The organism is Microbacterium sp. NPDC089696 (genome assembly GCF_044749125.1).
Taxonomy (GTDB): domain Bacteria; phylum Actinomycetota; class Actinomycetes; order Actinomycetales; family Microbacteriaceae; genus Microbacterium.
In genome coordinates, this window is sequence record NZ_JBIVHF010000002.1 from 197689 (window position 1) to 220927 (window position 23239).

At 70.9% G+C, this 23239-nt stretch carries 24 protein-coding genes; 10 read left to right on the top strand and 14 right to left on the bottom strand.

Going from position 1 to position 23239, the window contains the following annotated elements; translation table 11 throughout:
- Positions 1 to 9: 9 nt before the first annotated feature.
- Together ACIPY8_RS11255 and ACIPY8_RS11260 are read right to left on the bottom strand one after the other, a co-directional pair.
- The gene (locus tag ACIPY8_RS11255; RefSeq protein ID WP_400818069.1) at positions 10 to 1644 is read right to left on the bottom strand and encodes a TIGR04028 family ABC transporter substrate-binding protein; all 1635 of its coding nucleotides are present in this window, start codon (positions 1642 to 1644) and stop codon (positions 10 to 12) included.
- A 114-nt stretch (positions 1645 to 1758) separates the two neighbouring features.
- The gene (locus ACIPY8_RS11260) at positions 1759 to 3147 is read right to left on the bottom strand and encodes an NtaA/DmoA family FMN-dependent monooxygenase (protein WP_400818071.1); all 1389 of its coding nucleotides are present in this window, start codon (positions 3145 to 3147) and stop codon (positions 1759 to 1761) included.
- A gap of 135 nt (positions 3148 to 3282) precedes the next feature.
- On the opposite strand from ACIPY8_RS11260, the gene ACIPY8_RS11265 reads away from it, so the two are divergent.
- The 4 genes from ACIPY8_RS11265 (at position 3283) to ACIPY8_RS11280 (ending at position 6823) form a co-directional block, all read left to right on the top strand.
- A complete protein-coding gene (locus ACIPY8_RS11265) occupies positions 3283 to 4278 on the top strand; it encodes a Gfo/Idh/MocA family protein (RefSeq protein ID WP_400818073.1) in 996 nt (331 codons plus the stop codon).
- Positions 4271 to 5215 (top strand): NYN domain-containing protein, encoded by a 945-nt coding sequence (locus ACIPY8_RS11270; RefSeq protein WP_400818075.1) that lies wholly within the window; start codon positions 4271 to 4273, stop codon positions 5213 to 5215. Before ACIPY8_RS11265 ends, ACIPY8_RS11270 begins: the two co-directional genes overlap by 8 nt.
- A 13-nt stretch (positions 5216 to 5228) precedes the next feature.
- Positions 5229 to 5837: a DUF4166 domain-containing protein gene (locus ACIPY8_RS11275; protein ID WP_400818078.1), complete on the top strand. Its 609-nt coding sequence runs from the start codon at positions 5229 to 5231 to the stop codon at positions 5835 to 5837.
- Positions 5838 to 5902: 65 nt separating this feature from the next.
- The gene (locus ACIPY8_RS11280) at positions 5903 to 6823 is read left to right on the top strand and encodes an epimerase (RefSeq protein ID WP_400820327.1); all 921 of its coding nucleotides are present in this window, start codon (positions 5903 to 5905) and stop codon (positions 6821 to 6823) included.
- Here ACIPY8_RS11280 and ACIPY8_RS11285 read toward each other — a convergent pair.
- Genes ACIPY8_RS11285 through ACIPY8_RS11295 form a run of 3 tightly spaced genes read right to left on the bottom strand, consistent with a single transcriptional unit; the run spans position 6820 to position 8404 of the window.
- Positions 6820 to 7203 carry a PLDc N-terminal domain-containing protein gene (locus tag ACIPY8_RS11285; RefSeq protein WP_400818080.1) on the bottom strand — a complete coding sequence of 128 codons (384 nt, stop codon included), beginning with the start codon at positions 7201 to 7203 and terminating at the stop codon, positions 6820 to 6822. The genes ACIPY8_RS11280 and ACIPY8_RS11285 overlap by 4 nt on opposite strands.
- 24 nt (positions 7204 to 7227) lie before the next feature.
- Positions 7228 to 8157 carry an aldo/keto reductase family oxidoreductase gene (locus ACIPY8_RS11290; RefSeq protein WP_400818082.1) on the bottom strand — a complete coding sequence of 310 codons (930 nt, stop codon included), beginning with the start codon at positions 8155 to 8157 and terminating at the stop codon, positions 7228 to 7230.
- Positions 8158 to 8194: 37 nt separating this feature from the next.
- Complete coding sequence (locus tag ACIPY8_RS11295) at positions 8195 to 8404, bottom strand: hypothetical protein (protein ID WP_400818084.1); 210 nt, start codon at positions 8402 to 8404, stop codon at positions 8195 to 8197.
- A gap of 94 nt (positions 8405 to 8498) precedes the next feature.
- Between ACIPY8_RS11295 and ACIPY8_RS11300 the strand changes: the two genes are divergently transcribed.
- From ACIPY8_RS11300 to ACIPY8_RS11310, 3 genes are read left to right on the top strand one after another with little or no spacing between them, the layout of a single operon-like run.
- Positions 8499 to 8873 (top strand): helix-turn-helix domain-containing protein, encoded by a 375-nt coding sequence (locus ACIPY8_RS11300; protein ID WP_400818086.1) that lies wholly within the window; start codon positions 8499 to 8501, stop codon positions 8871 to 8873.
- A gap of 24 nt (positions 8874 to 8897) precedes the next feature.
- Entirely contained in the window at positions 8898 to 9338 is a 441-nt protein-coding gene (locus tag ACIPY8_RS11305) for an ImmA/IrrE family metallo-endopeptidase (RefSeq protein ID WP_400818088.1), read from the top strand.
- Positions 9339 to 9371: 33 nt separating this feature from the next.
- A complete protein-coding gene (locus ACIPY8_RS11310; RefSeq protein WP_400818089.1) occupies positions 9372 to 9974 on the top strand; it encodes a GNAT family N-acetyltransferase in 603 nt (200 codons plus the stop codon).
- A gap of 24 nt (positions 9975 to 9998) precedes the next feature.
- On the opposite strand, the gene ACIPY8_RS11315 is transcribed toward ACIPY8_RS11310, so the two are convergent.
- Positions 9999 to 10202 carry a hypothetical protein gene (locus ACIPY8_RS11315; protein WP_050722708.1) on the bottom strand — a complete coding sequence of 68 codons (204 nt, stop codon included), beginning with the start codon at positions 10200 to 10202 and terminating at the stop codon, positions 9999 to 10001.
- Positions 10203 to 10338: 136 nt separating this feature from the next.
- Here ACIPY8_RS11315 and ACIPY8_RS11320 point away from each other — a divergent pair, with 136 nt between their 5' ends.
- Positions 10339 to 10950 (top strand): flavodoxin family protein, encoded by a 612-nt coding sequence (locus ACIPY8_RS11320; RefSeq protein ID WP_400818091.1) that lies wholly within the window; start codon positions 10339 to 10341, stop codon positions 10948 to 10950.
- Positions 10951 to 10972: 22 nt separating this feature from the next.
- On the opposite strand, the gene ACIPY8_RS11325 is transcribed toward ACIPY8_RS11320, so the two are convergent.
- Positions 10973 to 11299: a hypothetical protein gene (locus ACIPY8_RS11325; protein WP_400818093.1), complete on the bottom strand. Its 327-nt coding sequence runs from the start codon at positions 11297 to 11299 to the stop codon at positions 10973 to 10975.
- Positions 11300 to 11345: 46 nt separating this feature from the next.
- The gene (locus tag ACIPY8_RS11330) at positions 11346 to 12374 is read right to left on the bottom strand and encodes a hypothetical protein (RefSeq protein WP_400818094.1); all 1029 of its coding nucleotides are present in this window, start codon (positions 12372 to 12374) and stop codon (positions 11346 to 11348) included.
- 75 nt (positions 12375 to 12449) lie between these two features.
- Between ACIPY8_RS11330 and pgi the strand changes: the two genes are divergently transcribed.
- The gene (pgi, locus tag ACIPY8_RS11335) at positions 12450 to 14129 is read left to right on the top strand and encodes a glucose-6-phosphate isomerase (protein WP_400818095.1); all 1680 of its coding nucleotides are present in this window, start codon (positions 12450 to 12452) and stop codon (positions 14127 to 14129) included.
- A 25-nt stretch (positions 14130 to 14154) separates the two neighbouring features.
- On the opposite strand, the gene ACIPY8_RS11340 is transcribed toward pgi, so the two are convergent.
- The 6 genes from ACIPY8_RS11340 to ACIPY8_RS11365 all read right to left on the bottom strand — a co-directional run bounded on the left by ACIPY8_RS11340 (position 14155) and on the right by ACIPY8_RS11365 (position 21959).
- On the bottom strand, positions 14155 to 15903 hold the full coding sequence (locus tag ACIPY8_RS11340; protein ID WP_400818096.1) for a DUF4304 domain-containing protein: 1749 nt from the start codon (positions 15901 to 15903) through the stop codon (positions 14155 to 14157).
- 49 nt (positions 15904 to 15952) lie between these two features.
- Positions 15953 to 17683, bottom strand: coding sequence for a glycoside hydrolase family 9 protein (locus ACIPY8_RS11345; RefSeq protein ID WP_400818098.1), 1731 nt, complete (start codon positions 17681 to 17683; stop codon positions 15953 to 15955).
- 1 nt (position 17684) lies between these two features.
- Complete coding sequence (locus ACIPY8_RS11350; protein ID WP_400818100.1) at positions 17685 to 18602, bottom strand: carbohydrate ABC transporter permease; 918 nt, start codon at positions 18600 to 18602, stop codon at positions 17685 to 17687.
- Between the two features lie 13 nt (positions 18603 to 18615).
- Positions 18616 to 19530: a carbohydrate ABC transporter permease gene (locus ACIPY8_RS11355; RefSeq protein ID WP_400818102.1), complete on the bottom strand. Its 915-nt coding sequence runs from the start codon at positions 19528 to 19530 to the stop codon at positions 18616 to 18618.
- A gap of 64 nt (positions 19531 to 19594) precedes the next feature.
- Complete coding sequence (locus ACIPY8_RS11360) at positions 19595 to 20875, bottom strand: ABC transporter substrate-binding protein (RefSeq protein ID WP_400818103.1); 1281 nt, start codon at positions 20873 to 20875, stop codon at positions 19595 to 19597.
- Between the two features lie 130 nt (positions 20876 to 21005).
- The gene (locus tag ACIPY8_RS11365; protein WP_400818105.1) at positions 21006 to 21959 is read right to left on the bottom strand and encodes a zinc-binding dehydrogenase; all 954 of its coding nucleotides are present in this window, start codon (positions 21957 to 21959) and stop codon (positions 21006 to 21008) included.
- 180 nt (positions 21960 to 22139) lie between these two features.
- On the opposite strand from ACIPY8_RS11365, the gene ACIPY8_RS11370 reads away from it, so the two are divergent.
- Complete coding sequence (locus ACIPY8_RS11370) at positions 22140 to 23210, top strand: Gfo/Idh/MocA family protein (RefSeq protein WP_400818107.1); 1071 nt, start codon at positions 22140 to 22142, stop codon at positions 23208 to 23210.
- Positions 23211 to 23239 lie beyond the last annotated feature (29 nt).

Below are 23239 nucleotides of genomic sequence, written 5' to 3' on the forward strand. Positions count from 1 at the left end.
AGCGTCCGATCAGTGCTCGGCGAGCCACACGCCCGAGAACGTGGGGCGTCCGACGGACTCGAAGGCGACGCCGTGCACGTAGGTCGCGGCACCGTACACCTGCGGCTCCTCGAACAGCGGGATCACGTACGCCTGCTCGGCGATGTAGTCCTGCACGGCCTGAGAGGCGAGGACGCGCTTGTCGGGGTCGGGCTCCGAGGCGACGGCCTCGAGCAGCGAGTCGAGCTGCGCGTCGTCGGAGATCAGCACGTCGCGGTTCTTCGTGTAGTACTGGCTCTTGATGACGTCGAGGTCCGCCCGGCCGACCATCGAGTGGTAGAAGCCGGTGATCTCGGGGTCGCGGATGTCGGTCGCGTACGTCCCGGCATCCGCGGGCTTCACGGTGAGCTCGACGCCGACCTTCGCGAGCTGCTGCGCGACGAGCTCGAGCGTCTGCTTCGAGAGCGGCTGGGGCGCGGCCTCGTAGACGGTGATCGCGAGCCGCTGGCCGGCCTTCTCGCGGACGCCGTCGGAGCCCGGCGTCCAGCCGGCCTCATCGAGAAGCTCCTCGGCCTTGTCCGGGTCGTAGGCGTAGTGCTCCGACTCGTCCTTGTAGCCGAGCGCCTCCGCCGACAGCACCGAGGTCGCGACGGGATAGTTCTCGGTGAAGAGCGTGTCGACGACCTCGTGCGCGTCGACCGCCGCCACGAGCGCCTGGCGGACCTTCAGGTCGCCGAGCAGCGGGTTCTGCGGACGCAGCGAGATGGCGTTGTTCACACCGCGCGTCTGCGGCGCGTAGAGCGAGAAACCCGCGCTCTCGACGCGGTCCTCGTCGAACGCCTGCACGTAGCGCACGTAGTCGGCCTGCCCGGCGAGCAGCGAGCCGATGCGCACCGAGTCCTCGGGCGTGACGATCAGGTGCACGGCGTCGACGTAGGGACGGCCCTGGTTCTCGGCGCTCTCCGGGGCCCACGCGTAGTCGTCCCGGGCGTTCAGCGTGAGCTCGGTGCCGAGCTTCTCGTCGGAGATCGTGAAGGGGCCGGCGCCGATGATCTCCTCGGCGTTGCCGGCGCCGAAGTCCTCGATCGTGCCGTCGAGCGTCTCGGGCGAGAGCAGGCCGGAGTTGATGGTCGACGTCGCCTGCAGGAATCCGGGAGACGGCGCGGTGAAGCGGAACACGACGGTGTCGTCGTCGACGACCTCGCTGGAGGCGTAGTTGTTGATCGCCTCCGACACCGTGAGGCCGCGTTCGGCGTCGCCGAGACCGTAGGTGTCGAAGTTCTTCGCGACGGCGGCCGCGTCGACGGGGGTCCCGTCCGAGAAGGTGACGTCGGGGCGCAGGTCGAACGTGTACTCGGTGGCGTCCTCGTTCACGGTCCAGTCCGAGGCGATCCACGGCTCGATCTCGAGGGATTCCGGGTTCTGCCAGGTCAGCCGGGCCGCGATGTTGTTCACGAGGCCGCCGTTCGGATAGAAGCCGGCCTGCGGCGGATACAGGTTCGTGTAGGTCTGGTGCTCGAGGTAGGTGAGCGTGCCGCCGGTGACGGGGTCGCCCGCGTCGGCGTTCGGATCGGACGGCGCCGGGGACGAGGCGCACGCGGCGAGCCCTGCCGCGAGCGCGAGCGGGAGCGCCACGGCGGCGGCGCGGGTGAGACGGCGGTTCATCTGGTTTCCTCCAGGAGGGATGCTGTGGTGGTCGTGGTGTGCGGGCGGGTAGAGGTCACGCTAGGGACGGCGTCGGGGGCGTGCGACCGGGACGTCACGCGCTGACGCGACCTGTCATACGGCGTCATGTCGGGTCACGGGGCGCAACCCGGACACCCGGTCGCGCAGGGTCGGACGGTCCGCGTCGTCGAGGCGACGCAGCAGGCCCCGTCGGCGCAGCTCGGGTGCGGCGAGACCCGCGAACGCCTCGAACTGGGCGGGCTGGAACGCCGAGAGGACGTTGAAGCCGTCGACGGCGCCCTCGTCGCGCCAGGTCTCGAAGTGGTCGGCCACTGTCGCGGCGTCGCCGACCACGAAGGCGCCGGGAACGGCGTTCGCGGCGACGAGGTGGCGCCAGGTCAACGTCGCTCCCACCCGGAGTCCGGCGATCACGGCGAGGCGCTCGACGAGCGCGGCGCCTCCCGAGCCCAGCCGTGTGACGTCGGCACGCGTCACGGCGTCGTCGAAGGTCGCCGCGCGCAGCGGGTCCTCGGGATCGACGCCGAGCACGTCGGCGAGGGCGTCGACCGACCGGTTCGCCGGGAAGGAGGTCCTGTCCTTGTGGGCGTCGTCGGCCAGGGGCACCAGCGCGAGGAGTCGCTCGACGATGCGGTGCGCCGCGTCGACGGTCTCCGCCACGACCGGCAGCACCGGGGCGATCACACGCACGTCCCCGGGGGCGCGCCCCGCCTGCGCCGCGAGGTCTCGCAGCACGCGACGCGCGGCGACCGCCTCGTCGATCGTCGGGGCCGCGATCAGCGCGAGGTCGGCCTCGGCCGCGGCGAGCGCCCGGGACCGCGGCGACGTCCCGGCGTGCACGATCGGGATGCGCCCCTGCGGCGGACGTGCGACGTTGAGCGGACCGGTGACGCGGACGTGCGCGCCGCGGAGGTCGGTCGGACGCAGCCCCGTCGGATCGATCAGCACGCCGCGCTCGGCGTCCGCGATCCACGCGTCCTCGCTCCACGAGTCCCACAGCCCCGAGAGCGCGGAGACGAACTCCTCGGCCCTGTCGTACCGGTTCTCGTTGTCGGCGTGCGCGTCGCGACCGTGATTGCCGGCGGCGCGGGGCTCGGCGCCCGTGACGAGGTTGATCCCCGCCCGTCCGCCCGTGAGCACGTCGAGGGAGGCGAGGGAGCGCGCCGTGGCATAGGGATCCGCGTAGGTCGTGTTGACCGTCGCGATCAGCCCGATGCGCGAGGTGAGGCCGGCGAGGTAGAGCACGGCGCTCACGGGATCGATGCGAGCGAGCAGGTAGGGGTCGCGGAACTCGAGGTCGGGTCCGGTCGCGAGCCAGTCGCCGAAGAACAGGTAGTCGAGTCCGGCCTCCTCGCCGGCACGGGCGACTCGGCGCAGGATGTCGGCGTCCGTCGCGGGTGTGCGGTGCGCGCCCGGCTGGCGCCAGCCGGAGGGATACGCGCCGAGGGTGCGCACCATGGCGCCGACGATCAGGGGTTCGCTCATGATGCCGACGCTAGGAGCGGTCCCGCGACGACGGCCACCGCCGGGAAGCCGAGCGAAACGGGATGCAACACGAGGACACGGGCCGCAAGACGCGGACACATCCGACGACTCGCGATCACCCTCTACGCTGAGATCATGACTGGTCTTCGTTGGGGAATCCTCGCCACCGGCTTCATCGCCGACACGTTCGCCTCCGATCTGCGCACGGCGGGCCTCGACCTCGTCGCCGTGGGCTCGCGCTCGCAGGAGTCTGCCGACGCGTTCGCCGCGAGATTCGACATCCCCCACGCGCACGCCTCCTACGAGGCCCTCGTGGCGGACCCCGACGTCGACATCGTCTACGTCTCGACGCCGCACCCGATGCACCACGAGAACGCGAAGCTCGCCCTCGAGGCCGGCAAGCACGTGCTCGTCGAGAAGGCGTTCACGCTCAACCGCGCCGAGGCCGAGGACCTGCAGCGCATCGCCTCCGAGCGCGGACTGCTCGCGATGGAGGCGATGTGGACGCGCTACCTGCCGCACATGGTGCGCATCCGCGAGATCATCGCCGCCGGCACGCTCGGCGAGATCCGCGCCGTGACCGCCGATCACACGCAGAAGATCTCCGCCGACCCCGAGCACCGCCTGAACGCGCTCGAGCTCGGCGGTGGAGCCCTGCTCGACCTCGGCATCTACCCGATCTCGTTCATCTGGGACGTCCTCGGCGCACCGCGGACCGTCACGGCCGTCGCCCGGCTGATCGAGACCGGCGCCGACTCCGAGGTCGCGACGATCATGACGCACGAGGGCGGCGCGATCTCCACGAGCCTGTCCTCGTCGCGTGCGGCCGGACCCGACGTCGCGAGCGTCATCGGCACCGACGCCCGCATCGACATCGACCGTGTCTGGTACATGCCCACGACGTTCCGCGTCGTCCTTGCGGACGGCACGATCGCCGAGGAGTACGCCTCCGACGTCGCCGGGCGCGGCATGGAGTACCAGGCCATGGCGGCGGAGCGCCTGGTGCGCGACGGCCTCCTCGAAGGAGACGTCCTCCCGCTCTCCGAGAGCGTGGCGATCATGGGGACGCTCGACGAGATCCGCGCGCAGATCGGAGTGCGCTACCCGAGGGAAGGGGCCAGCAATGGCTGAGGCGACCGACGCCCGTGTGGCGGTGTACCTGGACTTCGACAACATCGTCATCTCCTGGTACGACCGCGTGCACGGACGCAACGCGTACGGGAAGGACCGCCAGCGCATCGCCGAGAACCCGGACGACCCCGAAGTCGCCGACCGGCTCGCACGCGCCATGATCGAGGTCGGCGCGATCATCGACTACGCCTCCTCGTTCGGCACGCTCGTGCTCACGCGCGCCTACGCCGACTGGTCGTCGCCCGTGAACGCGGAGTACCGCTCGCAGCTCGTCGCACGCGCGGTCGACCTCGTGCAGCTCTTCCCCGCCGCGGCCTACGCCAAGAACGGCGCGGACATCCGGCTCGCGGTGGACGCCGTGGAGGACATGTTCCGGCTGCCCGACCTCACGCACGTCGTGATCGTCGCCGGCGACAGCGACTACGTGCCGCTCGCGCAGCGGTGCAAGCGCCTCGGCCGGTACGTGATCGGCGTCGGCGTCGCCGGCTCCACCGCGAAGTCCCTCGCCGCCGCATGCGACGAGTTCGAGGCGTACGACTCGCTGCCGGGCGTCGTGCGCCCGACGAAGGCCGCCCCGCCCGCGGCGGTCGAGCTCCCCGAGACGGTCGCCGAGCCGGCGGCCGAGCCCGCGGCGAAGGCGAAGTCCCGCCCGCCGGCCAAGAACGGGAGGGCCAAGGCCGCCCCCGCGAAGGTCGAGGAGAAGGACGAGGCCACCGAGCTGCTCCAGCGTGCGCTGCGGCTCGGCCATGACAAGGCGGATGCCGACGAGTGGCTCCACAGCTCGGCCGTGAAGACGCACATGCGCCGCATGGATCCGTCGTTCAGCGAGAAGGCGCTCGGGTTCCGGTCGTTCTCGGACTTCCTCAAGTCGCGCGGCGACATCGCCGAGCTCGAGGAGACCGGGCACGAGCGTCTGGTCCGGCTGCGCGAGCCCTGAGCCGGCGCTCACGATGACCTCGCCGTACGAGCGGGCGCTCGGTCCCCGCATCGACGATCTGCACCCCCAGACCGCCTGGTACTTCCGCACGATCCCCGCGGGGAGCGTCGGCGTCGGCCGGGGCGTGTTCACGACCGCGGGGTCCCGTCACCGCTGGCTCCACCCGCTGTTCCGGATCGCGGAGGCCGCGGGGGTCGCGTTCGCGGGCTGGGAGCGCGACGTGCCCTTCCGGATCGAGAACAGGACCGTCGGCGGCTGCGCGGTCGCGGCGCGCTGGTTCGAGCTGCCCGGACGCACCTGGGTCATGCCCGACGTCGTGGCGCTCGGCCCCGGAGGCGTCCTGCGCAACGAGATCGGCCACCGCGGGACCGTCGTCACGACCTTCGACATCGGCGTGCGCGACGGAGCCGTGGTGCTGAGCATCCGCCGCGTGGGTCTGCGTCTCGGGCCCCTCCGGCTCTCGACCCCGGGGTTCCTGCGTCCGACCATCGCCCTCGTCGAACGATGGGACGAGGAGCGCGAGCGGCACCACGTCGCGATGACCATCGACGCACCGCTCCTCGGCCGCGTCTACGAGTACACCGGATTCTTCGAGTACACGATCGAGAGCGAGCACCCGTGAGCACCCCCTCCTCCCCCGTCGACGGGCACGCCGGACGCGTCGTGATCGGCGGCTCGACCGGTTTCATGGGACAGTACCTCGCCCCGCGATACCGGGCGGCCGGGCGCGAGGTCGTCACGATCTCGCGCTCCGGTGCCGACATCGCCTGGGGGGACCAGGAGGCGATCGGCCGCGCGGTCGACGGAGCCTCCCTCGTGATCGGACTCGCCGGCAAGAGCGTCAACTGCCGGTACACCCCCGAGAACAGGGCGGAGATCTTCCGGTCGCGCCTGGAGACGACGGCGTCGCTGAGCACCGCGATCGCGCGCGCGGAGACGCCGCCCGCGCTGTGGGTGAACTCGTCGACCGCCACGATCTACCGGCACGCCGAGGACCGCCCGATGACGGAGTCGACCGGCGAGATCGGTCGGGGTTTCTCGGTCGACGTCGCGACCGCCTGGGAGCAGGCGCTGTTCGCCGACGACCTCCCGAGCACCCGCCGCGTCGCCCTGCGCAGCGCGATCGTGCTCGGCCACGGCGGCGTCCTCGGCCCGCTCCGCGGCCTCGCGCGGCGGGGGCTCGGAGGAGCCGCGCACGACGGCAGGTGGCCGATCAGCCGCGCACGCCGCGCCGCGGGCACGGGGCACGAGTTCGCCGCCCGGCGCGGCGCTCAGCGCTTCAGCTGGATCCACGTCGAGGACGTCGCGCGCGTCATCGACTTCCTGGAGCGCACGCCGTCGCTCGACGGCGCCGTGAACGCGTCGTCGCCGAATCCGGTGGACAACACCGCGTTCATGAGCACGGTGCGACGCGTCCTCGGCGTGCGCATCGGCCCGCCTCTTCCCCGCTGGATGCTGGAACTCGGCGCGATCGGCATCCGCACCGAGACCGAGCTGGTGCTCAAGAGCCGCTGGGTGCTGCCCGAGAAGCTCGAGGCCGCCGGGTTCGCGTTCTCCCACCCGACTCTCGAGGGCGCGATCCGCGAGTCGTTCGACCGCGCGGGCTAGAGGGCCGGGGTCTCCGGGGACTCGCCGTTCTCGCGACGACGCTTCTCGATCTCCGCGCGCAGCCGCCACTCCTCGATCTCCCGGTCGAGGTCCGCGATCTGCTCCTCCGTGGAGCGCGCGTCGACGGGGCGGACAGGACGCGGATCCGCCGTCGGCGCGGTCGGCGACGCGGCGCGCATCCTCGGGATGCGCAGCCCGGCCTCGGAGTACTCGCGTCCGATCGCGAACCAGAGCAGGCTGCCGATCAGCGGCAGGAGGATCACGATGATGATCCAGGCCATCTTCGGCAGGAACCGCACCTGGGCGTCGTCGCGCCGGATGATGTCGACCAGCGCGCCGACCATCAGCGCGATGACGAGGAGCGAGAAGAGGAACGGCATGTGTTCAGGGTAGACGACGGCGCGCTACGGCAGGAGGTGTCCCGCCGCGCGGAACAGCTCGTACCACTCGGCGCGGCTGAGCTCGAGATCGGCGCCGACCGCGGCATCCCGCACGCGCTGGGGGGTCGTGGTCCCCAGGACGACCTGCATGTGGGCGGGGTGCCGCGTGATCCAGGCGGTCGCGATGGCGATCGGCGTCACGTCATGGGCGGCGGCGAGACGATCGATCACGGCGTTGAGCTCGGCGTACTCGGGATTGCCGAGGAACACCCCGGTGAAGAATCCGCCCTGGAACGGCGACCAGGCCTGCACCGTGATCCCGTTGATGCGGCAGTACTCCACGATGCCGCCGCCGTCCCGGACGACGCTCTGCCCCTCGCCCATCATGTTCGCCGCGACGGGCTGGGCGATGATCGGCGCGTGCGTGATCGACAGCTGCAGCTGATTGGCGACGAGCGGCTGACGCACGGCGGTGCGCAGCAGGTCGATCTGCCGCGGCGTGTGGTTCGACACCCCGAAGGCGCGCACCTTGCCCGACGCCTCGAGCTCGTCGAACGCACGGGCCACTTCCTCGGGCTCGACCAGCGCGTCCGGGCGGTGCAGCAGGAGCACGTCGATGCGGTCGGTGCGCAGCGCGGTGAGCGACCCCTCGACCTGGCGCATGATGTGGTCGTAGGAGAAGTCGAACATGCCCTGCGCAGGAACGATGCCGCACTTGGTCTGGATCACGATCTCGTCGCGCTCGGACACGGAGAGGTCGAGCGCGGCGGCGAAGCGCTCCTCGCAGAAGTGCATGCGCCCGCCGTAGATGTCGGCGTGGTCGAAGAAGTCGATGCCCGCCGTGCGCGCCGCGTCGTAGAGCTCGCGGATGTGGGCGTCGTCCTTGTCGTCGATGCGCATCATCCCGGCGACGACGGCGGGGGCGGTGGTGGCTCCGAAGGGGATGGTCTTCATGCTCCCCACGCTAGCGCGGACAGCGGCGCTCGGGGTGTCACGGCGTGAGCCGCGCGACGGGCACCCCGAGCGCCCGTGCGATGTCCGCGAGCTCGATCACCGTCACGTCGCGCTCGCCCGCGAGTACGCGCTCGAGAGTCCCCAGCTCGATCCCCGACCGAGCCGACAGCCATCGCACGTCCCGCTCTCGCTGTCGGAGTGCGGAACCGATCGCGCCTGCCACCAGACGTCCCACTTCTGTCGTCACACGACGACGCTAACGCCCCGCGCGAGAGTACTCAAGTCCCCGATGCGCCAATATGACGGCATCCTGGCCCTGGCGCGGTGCTATCGTGACTCGCGTGAAGACACAGGGCGAACAGTTCAACGCGGCGGTCGGACGACAGCTACGCGGCGAGATCGCCGCCGCGGGGAGCAGCATCGCCGCGATGGCCCGTCAGATCGGGATCGCCCGCAGCGCTCTCGACAACTACGTCACCGGCAGGCGCGCCATCCCGATCCCGATCGTGTACGCCGTGAGCGCGACCCTTGGGATCGCTCCGCATCTCGTGCTCAGCCGCGCCGAGGAGCGCCTGCGCGCGGAGGACGGGCATCTCGCGCCGGTCACCGCGCTGACGCCCCGCGTCGATGTCCCCACCCGACGCCATGATGGATCCGAGGTCGCCTTCGACTCGTCCGTCCCGCACGGCGACGACACGGACGATCTCTACCCGTAGACGATCACCGCCCGGGAGGCCGACATGGACCAGCTCCTCCGGCTCCTCGACGAGCACGGGCTCCGCCTGATCGAGCAGCCCGGCCCCTCCCGCGGCGGCTATCGCCCCGAGACCTCCACCATCCGCGTCGCCCCGGGCCAGAGCGCACGAACCACGCGCAGCATCATCGCCCACGAACTCGGACACGCCGTCCTGGGCCACGAGCCCACCGTCGACCCGGCGATCCGTGCACGGCAGGAGCTGCGCGCCGACGAGTGGGCCGCGCGCCTGCTCATCGCACCGGAGGCCTACGCCGAGGCGGAGGCCCTCCGCGACGGCCACCCGGCGAGCATGGCGTTCGACCTCGGCGTGGCGGTCGACCTCGTCCTCGCCTATCGACGGCTGCTCCGCCGCCTGGGCGACGCGACCTATGTCGACGCGCGCATGGGCGCCGGGCAATGGGCGCATCGAGCCGTGTCGGCGTGAGCCCGGCCCGAGCCACGCTGCTTGGATGTCGATATGACGTTCCGCACCCGCCCCGCCCCGCTCACCCTCACCGGCCGTCTGGTCGAACTGCGTCCGCTCGAGCGCTCGCACCACGACGGTCTGCTCGAGGCGCTGACGGAGGGCGACCTCTGGAAGCGCGCCTGGTACACGTCGGTGCCCTCCCCCGAGGGGCTCGCCGCCGAGATCGACCGTCGACTCGCCCTGATCGAGACGGATGAGATGATCCCGTTCACCGCGTTCGACGCGGCGGGGCGCACCCTCGGCCTCACGTCGTACTACGACATCGTCGCGGAGGTGCCGCGACTCCACATCGGGTACACGTGGAACCGCCCCTCGGCCCACGGGACGGGCACGAACGCCGAGTCCAAGCTGCTCCTGCTCCAGCACGCGTTCGAGCAGCTGGGCGTCTTCCGGGTCGGACTCACGACGCAGTGGGTGAACTTCCAGTCCCGGGCCGCTATCGAGCGCCTCGGCGCCAAGCAGGACGGTGTGATGCGCGCCATGAGCCGTTACCGCAACGGCGCGCTCCGCGACAGCGTCGAGTACTCGATCATCGAGCCGGAGTGGCCCGCCGTGAAGGCGAACCTGGAGGCGCGTCTCTCGACCAGGGGCTGAGCGCCGGGACGCGCGCTGCGGCGACTACTCGGTCGCGTTGCCCGACCAGTTGTTCGAGCGACGGGTGGCCGTGCCTCCCTGACGCATCATGAACGCCAGCGACAGCATCGTGATGAGGAGTCCTCCGGTGAAGACGATCGCCTGGAAGTCCTCGAGCGACTGAGCGAGACCCATCAGGTAGATGCCTCCGAGGAAGAGGATCATGAAGAAGATGAAGCTGAGGATCACGGGGTCTCCTGTCGTAGCGGCCGTCATCCAGGATACCGTCGTCCGCGCGCCGCTCTCGCCGCGCGGCCGTTAGCGCAGCGACGCCGTACACGAAAGCCCCTTGGGCCCCGAGCCGCGGAGTGGTTTCGTGCCGTGCATGAGCGCACAACCGACTGCCATCGCCATCTCCTGCACCCTCAAGCCCTCGCCCGACGTGTCGAGCTCCGATCTGCTGTCGTCGCAGATCCTCACGGCCCTCGGGCGACACGGCGTGAGCGGCGAGCTCGTCCGCGCCGTCGACCACGATCTGAGCCCCGGGGTGGAGGCCGACATGGGCGGCGACGACGAATGGCCGGTCATCCGACGCAAGGTGCGCGACGCCGACATCCTCGTCCTCGTCACCCCCACGTGGATGGGCCAGCACTCGAGCGTCGCGCAGCGCGTGCTCGAGCGCCTGGACGCGGAGCTGTCGGAGACGGACGACGAGGGTCGCCCGATCCTGTTCGACAAGGTCGCGATCGCGGGGATCGTCGGCAACGAGGACGGAGCGCATCACATCGCCGGCATCCTCTTCCAGTCGCTGAACGACGTCGGCTACACGGTCGCGGCGCAGGGCTCCGTCTACTGGAACGGCGAGGCCATGCAGACCGTGGACTACAAGGACCTCCCCGAGACGCCCGAGAAGGTCGCCTCCGCCACGGCGACCGCGGCGCGGAACGCGGCGCACCTCGCCCGCGCGCTGCGCGCCGAGAAGTACCCGGCCGAGTAGTCCCGCGAGGAGGCGCGACGGGTCAGGCGGTGTCCTGGCCCGTCGACTCCACGCGCGCGAGCTCGTCGATCACGAGCTCCCCGGTGGCGTTGAGCGAGTGCATCATGTCCTCGACGCGCTTCTTCTCGACGTGCTGCGCATCGGAGGAGGAGAAGAGGAACTGCAGGGGGATCGCCGGGTGCACCCACACGGTGATCCGCTCGGGGTCGCCGCCCTCGATCGTGCGCCACGTCATCATGAAGCTCTCCTGGCGGCGCAGCTTCGTGCCGATGATGACCTTCAGCACCGCCAAGGTCTCGTCATCGATGTGGATCGGCTCGGAGGTGCCGTCGTAACGCAGTCTTCCCATGAGTGAAAAGGTATCCCTCCGGCCTGGATTCCGCACGCAGGAGAGGTCACGACGCGCGGCGGAACGTCACGATCTCGTCGCGGCGCGACCTCTCGACCGACATGCCTGCGAGCTCCAGGCGCCGGAACACGCGGCGCGGCAGCTCCGGCAGCTCCGGCGTGCGCCCGCGAGCGGGCTTCGCGAGCCCCACGACGAGCGAGAGGTCGACGCCGTCGCCACGCACCTCGACACGCGCATAGTCCGTGCCGCGACGCCAGACCAGGGCATCCAGCTCCCGGAAGGGGATGACGTGGGTCCGTGCACCCGCGACGACGCGGACCTCGTCGTTGCCGAACGCGAGTGTGCAACGGAGCGTCCGGCGTCGGACCACGGCGAGCACGCCGAGGTAGGCGGGGAACGCGATCAGGATGCCGAGGGCGATGATCGCCACACGTGCACCGAGACGCATCACGAGGTCGTCGAGAGCGATCAGGAGCGCGACACCCGCGGCGCCGAGGACGACGACCATCACCACCGTCGCGCGGGTGATCGTCGACATCCGCAGAGGGAGCGCGGAGAACCTCACGCCGGAGCCGTCGCCGTCCGGCTCGCGCTCCCACGTCGGCGTGGTCGGGGTCGGCCTCCGCGCGCGATCGCGGCGTGTGAACACGTCCGCGAGGCGCGACAGCAGCCCGAGCCAGATCCACCCGGCGGCGGGTCCTGCGGCGATCTGCAGCACGAGGATCGGCGCGCGCGCCTGTTCGGGGAGGCCGTCGACGAGCCGGGAGCCGTGCTCGATCATCGCGTACATCGCGAGGCCGAGCGCGACGGCGACCCCGATGTGGAGCATCACGCCGAGACGCACGGGCTGCATCGCGAACACCGTGTTGACGAAGGCGAACCCGAGACACCAGCCGCCGAGGATCATCAGGAGAAAGCCCGGGAATCCGAGGTCGTCGGCCGCCAGCGTCCACCCCGCGGCCGCAACGAGCAGCATCACGCCGACGAGCGCCGGGGTCCGCGTGAGATGCCGCTCGGCACGCCCCGGGGCGACGGCCGCGTCTGCGGCAGCGGCGTCGGCGGTCTCCTCGGGCATCCTCGTCATCCTAGGGGGATCCGCGCGGTCGTCATGCGTCGTCCGGCAGCGCCGGGGCGGGAGTAGCGTGGAGCCATGACCGCCCCTGTCGATCCGACGCACACGTCCGCCTGGTCCGAGCTCACCGGACTCCACGAGGGGCTCGCCCCCGACCTGCGGGCGTGGTTCGCAGACGATCCCGGCCGCGCCGAGCGCTTCGCGTTCCCGCTCGCCGACCTGCACGTCGACCTGTCGAAGAACCTCGTGACCGACGAGGTCCTCGCCGCGCTCCTGCGTCTGGCCGAGCAGACCGGCGTCGCCGAGCGGTTCTCGGCCATGCTCTCGGGCGCGCATCTGAACACGACCGAGGACCGCGCGGTGCTGCACACCGCCCTGCGCCGCCCGGCCGGCTCCTCCCCCGCGCTCGTCGTCGACGGGCAGGACGTGGACGCCGACGTGCAGTCGGTGCTCGACGCCCTCTCGGCCTTCGCGGACCGCGTGCGCGGCAGTGACTGGCTCGGAGTGACGGGCAAGAAGGTCACGCACGTCGTCAACATCGGCATCGGCGGCTCCGACCTCGGCCCCGTCATGGTCTACGAGGCGCTCAAGCCGTATGCGGACGCGGGCATCGAGGCGCGGTTCGTGTCGAACATCGACCCGACCGACCTCGCGCAGAAGACGGCCGACCTCGACCCCGAGACCACGCTGTTCATCGTCGCGTCGAAGACGTTCACGACCCTCGAGACCCTCACGAACGCGCGACTCGCGCGCGACTGGCTGTGGGCCGGGCTCGCGGCATCCGGAGCGATCGACGGTTCCGAGGACTCGCGGACGGACGCCGTGGCGCACCATTTCGTCGCCGTGTCCACCGCGCTCGACAAGGTCGCCGCGTTCGGCATCGACCCCGTCAACGCCTTCGGATTCTGGGACTGGGTGGGCGGCCGGTACTCGGTCGACTCCGCGATCGGCCTCTCGCTCGCGATCGCCCTCGGCCCGGACGTGTTCCGCGACCTGCTCGCCGGGTTCCACGTGGTCGACGAGCACGTGCGCACGACGCCGCTCGAGCGGAACGTCCCCGTCCTGATGGGTCTCCTCAACGTCTGGTACGTCAACTTCTTCGGCGCCCAGTCGCACGCGGTGCTCCCCTACGCGCAGCAGCTGAGCCGGTTCCCCGCGTACCTGCAGCAGCTCACGATGGAGTCCAACGGCAAGTCGGTCCGCTGGGACGGCTCGCCGGTCACGACCGACACCGGCGAGGTCTTCTGGGGCGAGCCCGGCACGAACGGCCAGCACGCGTTCTACCAGCTCATCCACCAGGGCACTCGACTCATCCCGGCGGACTTCATCGCGTTCGTGAACCCCGCGTATCCCCTCACCGACGACGGCCAGGACGTGCACGAGCTGTTCCTCGCGAACTTCCTCGCACAGACCAAGGCGCTCGCGTTCGGCAAGACGGCCGCCGAGGTCGAGGCCGAGGGGACGACCGGCGCGCTCGTGGCGGCGCGGACCTTCGCCGGGAACCGTCCGACGACGTCGATCTTCGCCCCCGCGCTCACCCCGCAGGTCCTCGGTCAGCTCATCGCGCTCTACGAGCACATCACGTTCACGCAGGGCACGATCTGGGGCATCAACTCCTTCGACCAGTGGGGCGTGGAACTCGGCAAGCAGCTCGCGATGCAGATCGCCCCGGCCATCGGCGGGGACGAGGACGCCGTCGCGGCGCAGGATCCGTCGACCAGGGCGCTGTTGGGCTACTACCGCGCGAATCGGACCTGAGGCGTCGCGAGCGCACGCATCGCCGTCAGGCGGGCGGCAGCGGATGCTCCTGCAGACGGGCGTTCCAGTAGGCCAGTTCCTCGACGCCGACTCTGCTCGAGCGCTCCCCGATCGACCGCGCGGCTTCGGCGAACCACCAGCGCGCCGCCGCGGGGTCGTCGTCGGCGAGCGCGAGAGCACCGAGGGCCACCTCGTGCGGGAACGGCTTCCGGTTGAGGAACAGGTCCCCCGACCCGCGCGCGCTCAGCGGGATCCCGGTGCCCGCCGTCCACAGCCCGACGAGGAAGCGCCGGGAACCGCAGGCGTCGAGGAACGGCGAGATCATCCGCCGCATCCGCACCGCGAGCTCGACGAGGTCGTCCTCCTCCGCCTCCCAGCTCTGCTCGACGACGAGGACGTCGAGGTCGTGGGCTGTCAGGCGGGCAGTGTCGTAGACGTGCCGGGGTCCGCCCTCGGGATGCAGGGCCGGCCAGTACACCCCGTACCGCACGGCGATCCATGGCCCGCTCGACCCGAAGTTCACGACGTCGACGCGGTCCCCGCGGTCACGTCGCCACGTCCGCCCGTCCTTCCGGAATCCGAGCCCGCGCAGGGTCTCGTCGAGATGCTCTCGGAGCTCGCGGTCCACATCCGCGCGGAGCAGGCGCGGAACGGGGTCCGACTTCGCCCGGACCACACGGGCCTTCTCCTTCGCGATCAGCGCGTCGCGGTCGCGCGCGACGGCAGCGCCCTCGGCGCCGAGCGCCGCACCGATCTTCTTCACGAGGTCGCGGCGCGTGAGATCCTCGAGCAGCCTGCCCAGCTCGGCGCGGTCTGCGTCGCCGCCCCGAGCCACGAGGGAGTCGATCGACGCGGACGCGACGCGCAGGGCCAGCGACTCGGTGCCGGGCGGTCTGGTCGCTGCACCGCGCCGCACGAGCACGCCCAGCAGAGCCGCCGGCACCTCTTCCTCGGTGAGCCAGCGCGCGGTGAGCGCCGCGGCGCGGACGACGTCGTCGTTCGGGGCGACGAAGAGCCGCACCTGACCGTCGAGCGGGTCGGTCACCTCCTCGACCTCCGCCGCGATACGCAGCCAGGTCGCCACGAGCTCGCGGGCGCCGTCGAGGACGAGCGCCGCCTGCACGCGCTTCTGCCACGTCTGCGAGAGGGACTTGTGACCGAGGTCCGCGAGCGTGCGCACGATCGCCTCCGCGGCGTCGAGCGGGGTGGCGCGAGCGGTCTCTCTGGCGGCCTCGGCCCAGCCGTCGCCGTCGTGCACCGCCGAGAGGTCGAGCAGTCCTGGCGGCATGAACGCCGCGAGCAGTCGCTCGGCGAGCCGCCGGTCGGCGTCGACACCCCAGCGGTACGGCCCGAGTGCCGTGAGGTGCGCGGCACAGCGCGTGAGCACGTCGAAGAGCGCGGGGCCGCGGGCACCGGCATCCATCGCCACCTGCGCTCCCCGCAGCGCCGGTCCGCAGACGTAGTTCATGCAGTCGATCGCGAGGGCGGCTTCGAGTGCGAACACCGCGGAGGCCTCGTCCCAGGGCAGCTTCTTGCGCGGGAAGGTGCGGACGATGGCGTCCTCGTCTCCGCCGTAGGGCCAGCCGTTGACGAGAGCGGGACTCTGATCCATGACGAGCAGCAGGGCGGCGAGCCTGTGGCGCGGCGTGAGCTGCGTGTTCCGGGCCTCCGCGGGCCAGCCCGCCCACCCGACGCCGATGCCGTCGAGCGCGTGCGCGACCTCGCGGGTCAGGCTCTCACGGGTCAGGGGCGTCGAGGCGGCGTCGCTGGGCATGGGCCCAGTCTGATGCACGCCTCGGACGTCGGAGCGGTCGGACGCGCGGTCAGATCGCGCTCACCGCGAGCAGGAACCAGGCGGAGTGCGGGATCCACTGCTCGGCCCAGCGCCACGAATCCGGGCCCTCCGCGGTGTCGGGCAGGAGGAACGCGATGCCGGACTCGTCGTCGGGGTGGCTCGTGATCCCGTTGACGATCCCGCCGGGGACGTTCGGGAAGTCGGGCGTGTACTCGACGTTGTTGCGCCCTCTCCCCTGCAGCATGCACGCGTCGAAGGGGTTGCGCCCGAGCACCCAGTGCACCTGGTCGGCCGCGAAGCGACGCAGCCCGATGGCGAGGTCCTCGCCGCACTCGTCGAGCTCGGCGACCGACATCGCCGCGACGGCGAGCGAGCCGATGTTCGCGTTCTCGCCCTGCCACCAGTAGCCGGTGTCGTTCTCGTGCGGGAAGAAGAACGCGTCCCGCACGGCGCCTCCGCGCGGCTGCGTGCGCTGACGCGGATAGCCGAACGGGTTCGGGACGGCCTCGGTCCGGGCCAGGGCATCCCGCAGCACGCGCACCGCGAGCTCCCGCGCCGCCCGTGCGTGCAGGGCGTCGGGCAGCAGAGCCGCGTAGCGCAGCAGCGCCACGACGGGCAGTCCCGCCTCGACGGCCGAGAAGTAGGGGCGTCCGTCGGCCCACGCCTCGAACCATCCGGGCCCGTCGTCGGCTGTGCGGTAGCGGGCGATCAGCGACGCCGCACGTCGATCGGCCGCCTCGGCGAACCGCGCGCCGCCGTCGGGCGCGGCGACCGCGAGCTCGCTCGCCGCGAGCAGCGCGCAGTGGTCGTCGACGATCGATTCGCTGCTCCCGGTGAGCTCGCCGGTCGCGAGGTCGAGTCCGAACAGGTACTCCGCGTTGTGCGCTTCGAGGTCGTCGAACCCGCCGATCGCCGCGTCGAGGTACTCCTCCGCGGTGAAGTCGCCGTGCACGCTCTCGCGCGAGGCGCGGGCGAGAGCGGCGATCGCGAGTCCGCCGCCGCCGCGGTACGACGCCCGATAGCGGTCGGTGCGCACGCATTCGGGCAGCGGCGCGGTGATCACCCGCTCCTCGAGGCGCTTCGTGAGGGCGTCGAAGATGCCGCTGTAGAAGGCGCCGTCCGGGGTGCGGAAGCGCACGAGGAAGTCGGCGCCGTGCAGTGCCTCGTCGCGCAGACGCGCACCGAGCGCACGGTGGAACCGCGGATGCCGTCGCTCCAGCGCGTCGCGCGTCTCGAGCAGCGCCCAGGCGCAGAGCGGGATCTGCTGCGGGCTCATGGTCGGCGAGTAGGTGAGATGACTGAGGAACTTGCTGGTGTCGCCGCTCGCGTCGAGCCAGCCGCCACGCGCATCGACCGTGACTCCCGAGTCGTCGCCGTAGAGACGGGCCGCGGCGTCCTTGCGGTCGATCTCCCCGCTCGAGCGCATGGCCTTGAACGCGAAGAGCACGTCCGACAGCGTGCCGGCCGCGATGCGCTCGACGCCGATCGCGAACGGCTCCGACGACACGACCTCCTCGTCGACCGCCGCCGCGATCACGTAGCGGCCGGGCGTCTCGACCTCGTCGAACTGCACGCGGCAGTAAGCGCCCGTACGCCAGGCGTCGACGACCGTGGCCGCGGCCGTGGTCAGGCGGATGCGCGATCCGTCGTCGAGCGACAGCAGCTCGACGTGCGGGGTCGCCCCCGCCTCCGGCAGCTCCACGAGCGCGGACTTGGGCGCCCCGACGTCGTAGCCGAGGTGGGAGGTGAGAATGCGCATATCAGCCCTTGAGTGCTCCGGCGAGGACCGCGTTCTCCATCTTCTCGGCGAACACCGCGTACACGAGGTACGCGGGCACGAGGGTGATGAGGATGCCGGCGGCGAGAACACCGTACTGCGCGGCGTTCGCGATCGACAACGTGGGCAGCGCCACCTGCGCGGTGCGCAGCGCGGCATCCGGGCCGATGATCACGAGCGAGAAGAAGTACTCGTTCCAGAAGGAGAGGAAGTTGAGGATCGCCACCACCGTGAGCGTCGGCACCGCGAGCGGCACGTACACCGACCACAGCACCCGCAGCGGTCCTGCGCCGTCCAGCAGCGCGGACTCCTCGAGCTCGGCCGGTACCGCCCGCATCGCCTGCGTCAGCAGGATCACGGTGAGCGGCATGGCCGAGGCGGGGAGGAAGAGGATCAGGAACTCGCGCGTGTGGAACAGCCCGATCGAGATCGACAGGAGCACGGTGGGCACGAGCGCCGCGAAGCCGGGGATCAGGAAGCCGAGCGCGAACACCCGCTCGACCATGACGCCGACCGCGCCCTTGCCCCTGGCCAGTGCGAACGCCGCCGGCACCGCGAGCACGAGAGTCAGCACCTCGGCGCCGACCGTGATGTACGCGGAGTTCAGCAGCGCGGTTCCCAGCGACGCCTGCGAGAACGCCAGCCCGAAGTTGTCGAGCGTCAGCGGCGTGAAGGGCGAGAACGGCTGCGTGAAGATGTCGGTGTTGTGCTTGAACGCCGAGATGACGAGGTAGTACAGAGGCGCGGCGAGCAGCAGCACGTACAGCCACACGCCTGCGTGCGCGAGGTACTTCGACGGCCCCGTGCGGGCGAGGGCACCGGAGCGGACACGACGTCGGCTCGGCGTGCGAGCGGCGGATGCGGGGGCCCGGCGCGCGGCGGGGGCGGAGACGGCGGTCATGCGAGGGGTCCCATCAGTACTTCTGCCGGAAGGCCCGGCGGATCACGAGGATGCCGGCGACGCCGACGACGAACAGCACCACGGCGACGGCCTGGCTGTACCCGACCTTCGACTGGTTGAAGGCGAAGTCGTACACGAGGAACGACAGGGTCGCGGTGGCGTTCCCCGGACCGCCCTTGGTGAGGAGCAGCACGACCGCGGCCGAGGAGAACAGGGTCCACAGGAACTGCAGCATCGTGACGACGCCGACGAACTCGCGGCACATGGGCCAGGCGATGCTCCACATGCGACGCAGATGACCGCATCCGTCGATCTCCGCCGCCTCGAACACCGAGGCGTCGATCGAGTTGAGCCGCGCGGCGAGCATGATCGCCGAGACCGACATGCTGCACCAGATCGTGACGATGATGATGGCCCACATCGCGCTGTCGCCGTTCGCGAGCCAGGGGCGCACGAGCTGCTCGAGCCCGATCGCGCGGAGGAAGCCGTTGATCATGCCCTGGGGTGCGAAGACGCCGACGAACACCATCGCGAGCGCGGAGGCCGACAGCAGCACCGGCGTGAACATGAGGGCGCGGACGAACCTGTGGCCGCGCGGCTTGAGGTTGAGGTAGTACGCGATCATGAACGCGCCCACCACGACGATCGGGAGCGTCACGACGAGCTGGAGGATCGTGTTCCCGGTCGCGAGCCACACGATCGGATCGTTCACGAGGCGCACGAAGTTCTCGAACCCGGCCGGCGTGCGCGGGGCGATGAGACCGCGCCAGTTGACGGTCGAGAAGTAGAAGAGGCTGACCAGCGGCCCGATCGTGAACACGAGGAACCACAGCAGGGCGGGCAGCGTGGCCGACAACTGGAGAAGCTCTCCTCGTCGTCGTCGCTGTGCTCGTCGTCGCGTGACGACGTCGGATGAGAGTGCGGTCATGGCGGGGGCTCCAGCGGTCGGTGCGGGCGGTCCGGCCACGGAGGCCGGACCGCCCAGGAGGGTGCTACTTCGCGGCGGCGTAGATGTCGTCGACGGTCTTGCAGATCGTCGCGGCGTCGGTGCCGGGCGTGAACGCGATCGAGGTCGCGCGGTACATCGGGTTGGAGACATCGGCCGGCACGTAGATGTCGGGCATCACCGGGAAGTCGACCGCGTCGGGCAGATCCGTCAGCGACTGCGCCAGCAGCGGAGCCGAGACGCCCGAGGTGTCGCCACCGAAGTCGGCCACGGGGATCACGCCGCCCTCGTCGAGGATCGCCTTGAGCACGGCGTCGTCGTACATGTACGAGATCAGCTGCTCGACGGCGTCGATCTTCTTCTCTCCGTTGGGGCTGATCCACCAGCCGGCCGAGGTCGATCCGCGGTACGCGAGCGGCTTGTCGAACGCCGCTCCGTCGGCGACGGGGAGCCCGCCCAGGACGGTCGCGGCGGCGAGCTCGTCCGAGGCCCCGGGGTACGCCCAGGAGCCGAGGGGCGCGATGGCCGCCTGCCCGTCGAGGTACGCGGCCTGCGCCTGATCGGCCGTGTAGCCCTCGACGCCGTCGACGAACACGCCGGCGTCGCGCAGCTCGACGAGCAGCTCGATGCCCTTCATGGCGTCGGGGTTCTCGCACGTCGCGCCCTCGGCGTAGACGGTCTTGGCCTCCTCGGTGGTGAGGAACATCTCGAGGAACTGGAGGAAGATCTTCTGCCCGGACCAGTCCATGCCGCCGAGGACGACGGGTGCGATGCCCGCCGCGCGCAGCTTGTCGGTCGCGGCGATGAGCTCCTCCGTCGTGGTCGGAACCGCATCCACGCCGGCCTGCGCGAGCAGGTCGGTGTTGTACCACCACGGCCACGTGAAGCCGGAGTACGGCAGCGCCCGCACGTTGCCCTCGGCATCCGTCCAGTCCACGAGCGCGTCGTCGGGGATCCGATCGGCGATGCCCCAGTCCTCGATGTAGTCGTTCACCGGGACGACGGCGCCGTTGACCGCCCAGTCGAGCTGCTTCTCGAGCAGGCCGACGAGCAGGACGTCCGCCTCTTCGCCGGCGAGGAGCGAGGTCTCGTACACCTGGTTCAGGTTGTCGCCGGACTCGAGGACCTTGACCTCGATGCCGGTCTCCTCGGTGAACGCCTCGAAGGCGTCGAACAGCGGCTTGTTCTGCGCCTGCCCGGAGGTCCAGTTGGTCTGGACGACGATCTCGTCGGGAGAGGATGTGGCGCCGCTCGCGCAGGCGCCGAGGCTCGCGGTGAGCGCGAGCACGCTGACCGCTGCGAGGGGGATGGACACGCGCTTCTGCACGGAGGACCTCCTTGTCGGCCGGTCGGGTGCCGGCGGTTGCTCAAATGTACTGTCTCGGACTCTAAGTGGTCAACATTGGTATTGCATCTCGTGATCGAACGGTGACCAAGATGCCGGACTCGGCGCGGGCTCACCCCCGGTCGGGCAGCACCACGACGCCCTTGACGAAGTCCGACGGCCGTTCCTCCATGAGCTCGTAGGCGCGGTCGACGTCCTCGAGCGCGAAGGTGTGCGTGACGAGCGGCCGATAGCTGAAACGGCCGTCGGCGATCATCGCCAGCCCGTCCGCCATCGCCCGGAGAGTGCGCGGGCGCTGGGGCGAGAAGCCGTTCACGATCGTGGCCCCCTTGTACCAGAGCTCCATGTCCATGGGGGCGTCGCCCGTGTGGTGGTACCCCACGACGCAGACCGTCCCGTACGGACGCACGAGCGCGGAGGCCGTCGCCAGCGCCGGCGTCGCCCCCGCCGCCTCGACGACGACGTCCATCCGCTGCTCTCGTCGCCCCGACGCCCCGACGAACTCCTCGGGCAGTTCGTCCGGGTGATGCGCCTCGTGCGCCCCGAGGGCGAGGGCGCGGGCGCGAGCCGCGGGATTCGGGTCGACCGCGACGAGGAGCCCCGGGAGGCGGGCGGCCGCGAGCTGGATGAGGCCCAATCCCATGAAGCCGAGACCCACCACGGCCACCCGGTCGCCCGGTCGGATGCCGCTGCGGGACAGCGCCTCCTCCAGGTCGGCGAGCGGCTCGCCGATCACGTGCTCGGGCGCGAAGCCGGCGGGGACCCGCAGGATCGAGTCCGCATCCAGCGCGACCCTGGTCGCGAACCCGTCGCCGCCCAGACCCGTGACGACCTCCCCCACGCTCCAGCGTCCGGCGGCGTCGCCCACGGAACTGATCCGGCCCACCGTCTCATGACCGAGCCGCACCGGCGTCGCCCGGGAGCCGTGCTCGCGCCAGGGGGTGCGATCGGACGTGCACACTCCGCACGCCAGCACGTCGATCACGACCTGCGACGCGCCGGGCACGGGATCGGGGGCGGTGACGATCTCGGATCGACGAGGGCCGATGACCTGGCTGATGAGCATGGATTTCTCCTTCGACGGGCGGCGGTGCATGTCGCACTCAGTTGTCTCTAATGGACAGTAAGTGGTTGTACTCAGCTTAGATGCGTATTACGTTGGCGTCTGGTGGTATCTGCTTGGACTACCGCAATGACTCGAGGAAGAGGACGACGTGCACGCATCCCCCCGCTCCGGCGGATCACGATGAGGCGGATCACGACCGCCGCCGTGATCGGCGCAGGTGCTCAGGGTGCCGTGCACGCCCACGGCCTGGGTCGTCTCCCGGGGCTGCGCATCGCCGCCGTCGCGGACCCCGTGCCCGAGGCCGCCGCCCGTCTCGCCGCGGCCGTCGACGCCCGGGCCTGCACGAACGCCGACGAGGTGTTCGCCGAGGGGCGCATCGACCTCCTCAGCATCTGCGCGCCCGCTGCGGCGCACCGCGACGTCGTCGACGCGGCCGTCGCGCACGGGGTGAGGGCGATCCACTGCGAGAAGCCCCTGGCCCTCACCTACGGAGACGCCACGCACCTCGTCGACACGACCGCGCGCCACGGGGTCGTCCTCACGATCAATCACCAGCGCCGCTTCGACCGCATGCACCGCTCGGTGCGCGACCTCGTCTCCGCCGGCGGCATCGGCGACGTCGTCGGAGCCCAGGGCTTCTGCGCCAACCTCTTCGACTGGGGCTCCCACACGATCGACCTGCTGCGCCTGCACCTCGGCGATCCGCGCGCCCTGTCCGTGCTCGCCCAGATCGACGTCGCGGCCCGCAAACGCGTCTACGGGGCGCTCACCGAGACCGCGAGCATCGTGAAGGTCCGCTTCGACTCCGCGATCGACGCCGTCGTCACGACCGGACGCGACGAGTCGCTGCATCCGCTCGGCGACAACGGAATCGTCCTCTCCGGCACGCGCGGTCGCGTCGAGATCTTCGGAGGGCGCGCACTCGTCCACGTCGACGGCGCCGAGACGCGCGTGATCGCCGAGAGCGTCTCCGCCGAGCACCGGATCGACCTGCACGGCGTCGATCCGGCCGTGATCGAGCAGACGGCGCTCGCGCTCGCGGATCTCGTGGACGCGGTCGAGACCGGACGGACTCCCGTGCTCGACGCCCGGCACGGGCTCGCCGCGGCGGAGATCGTGTTCGCCGCGTACGAGTCGAGCCTGCGACGCGGCCTGGTGCGGCTCCCGCTCGACGTGTTCGACAACGCCCTGCAGCGCGGCCTCGACGCCGGCGCCTGGAGGCCCGAGACCGAGATCGTTTCGACGTTCTGACGTGAGAGAGATGGATGCGATGAGAGAGG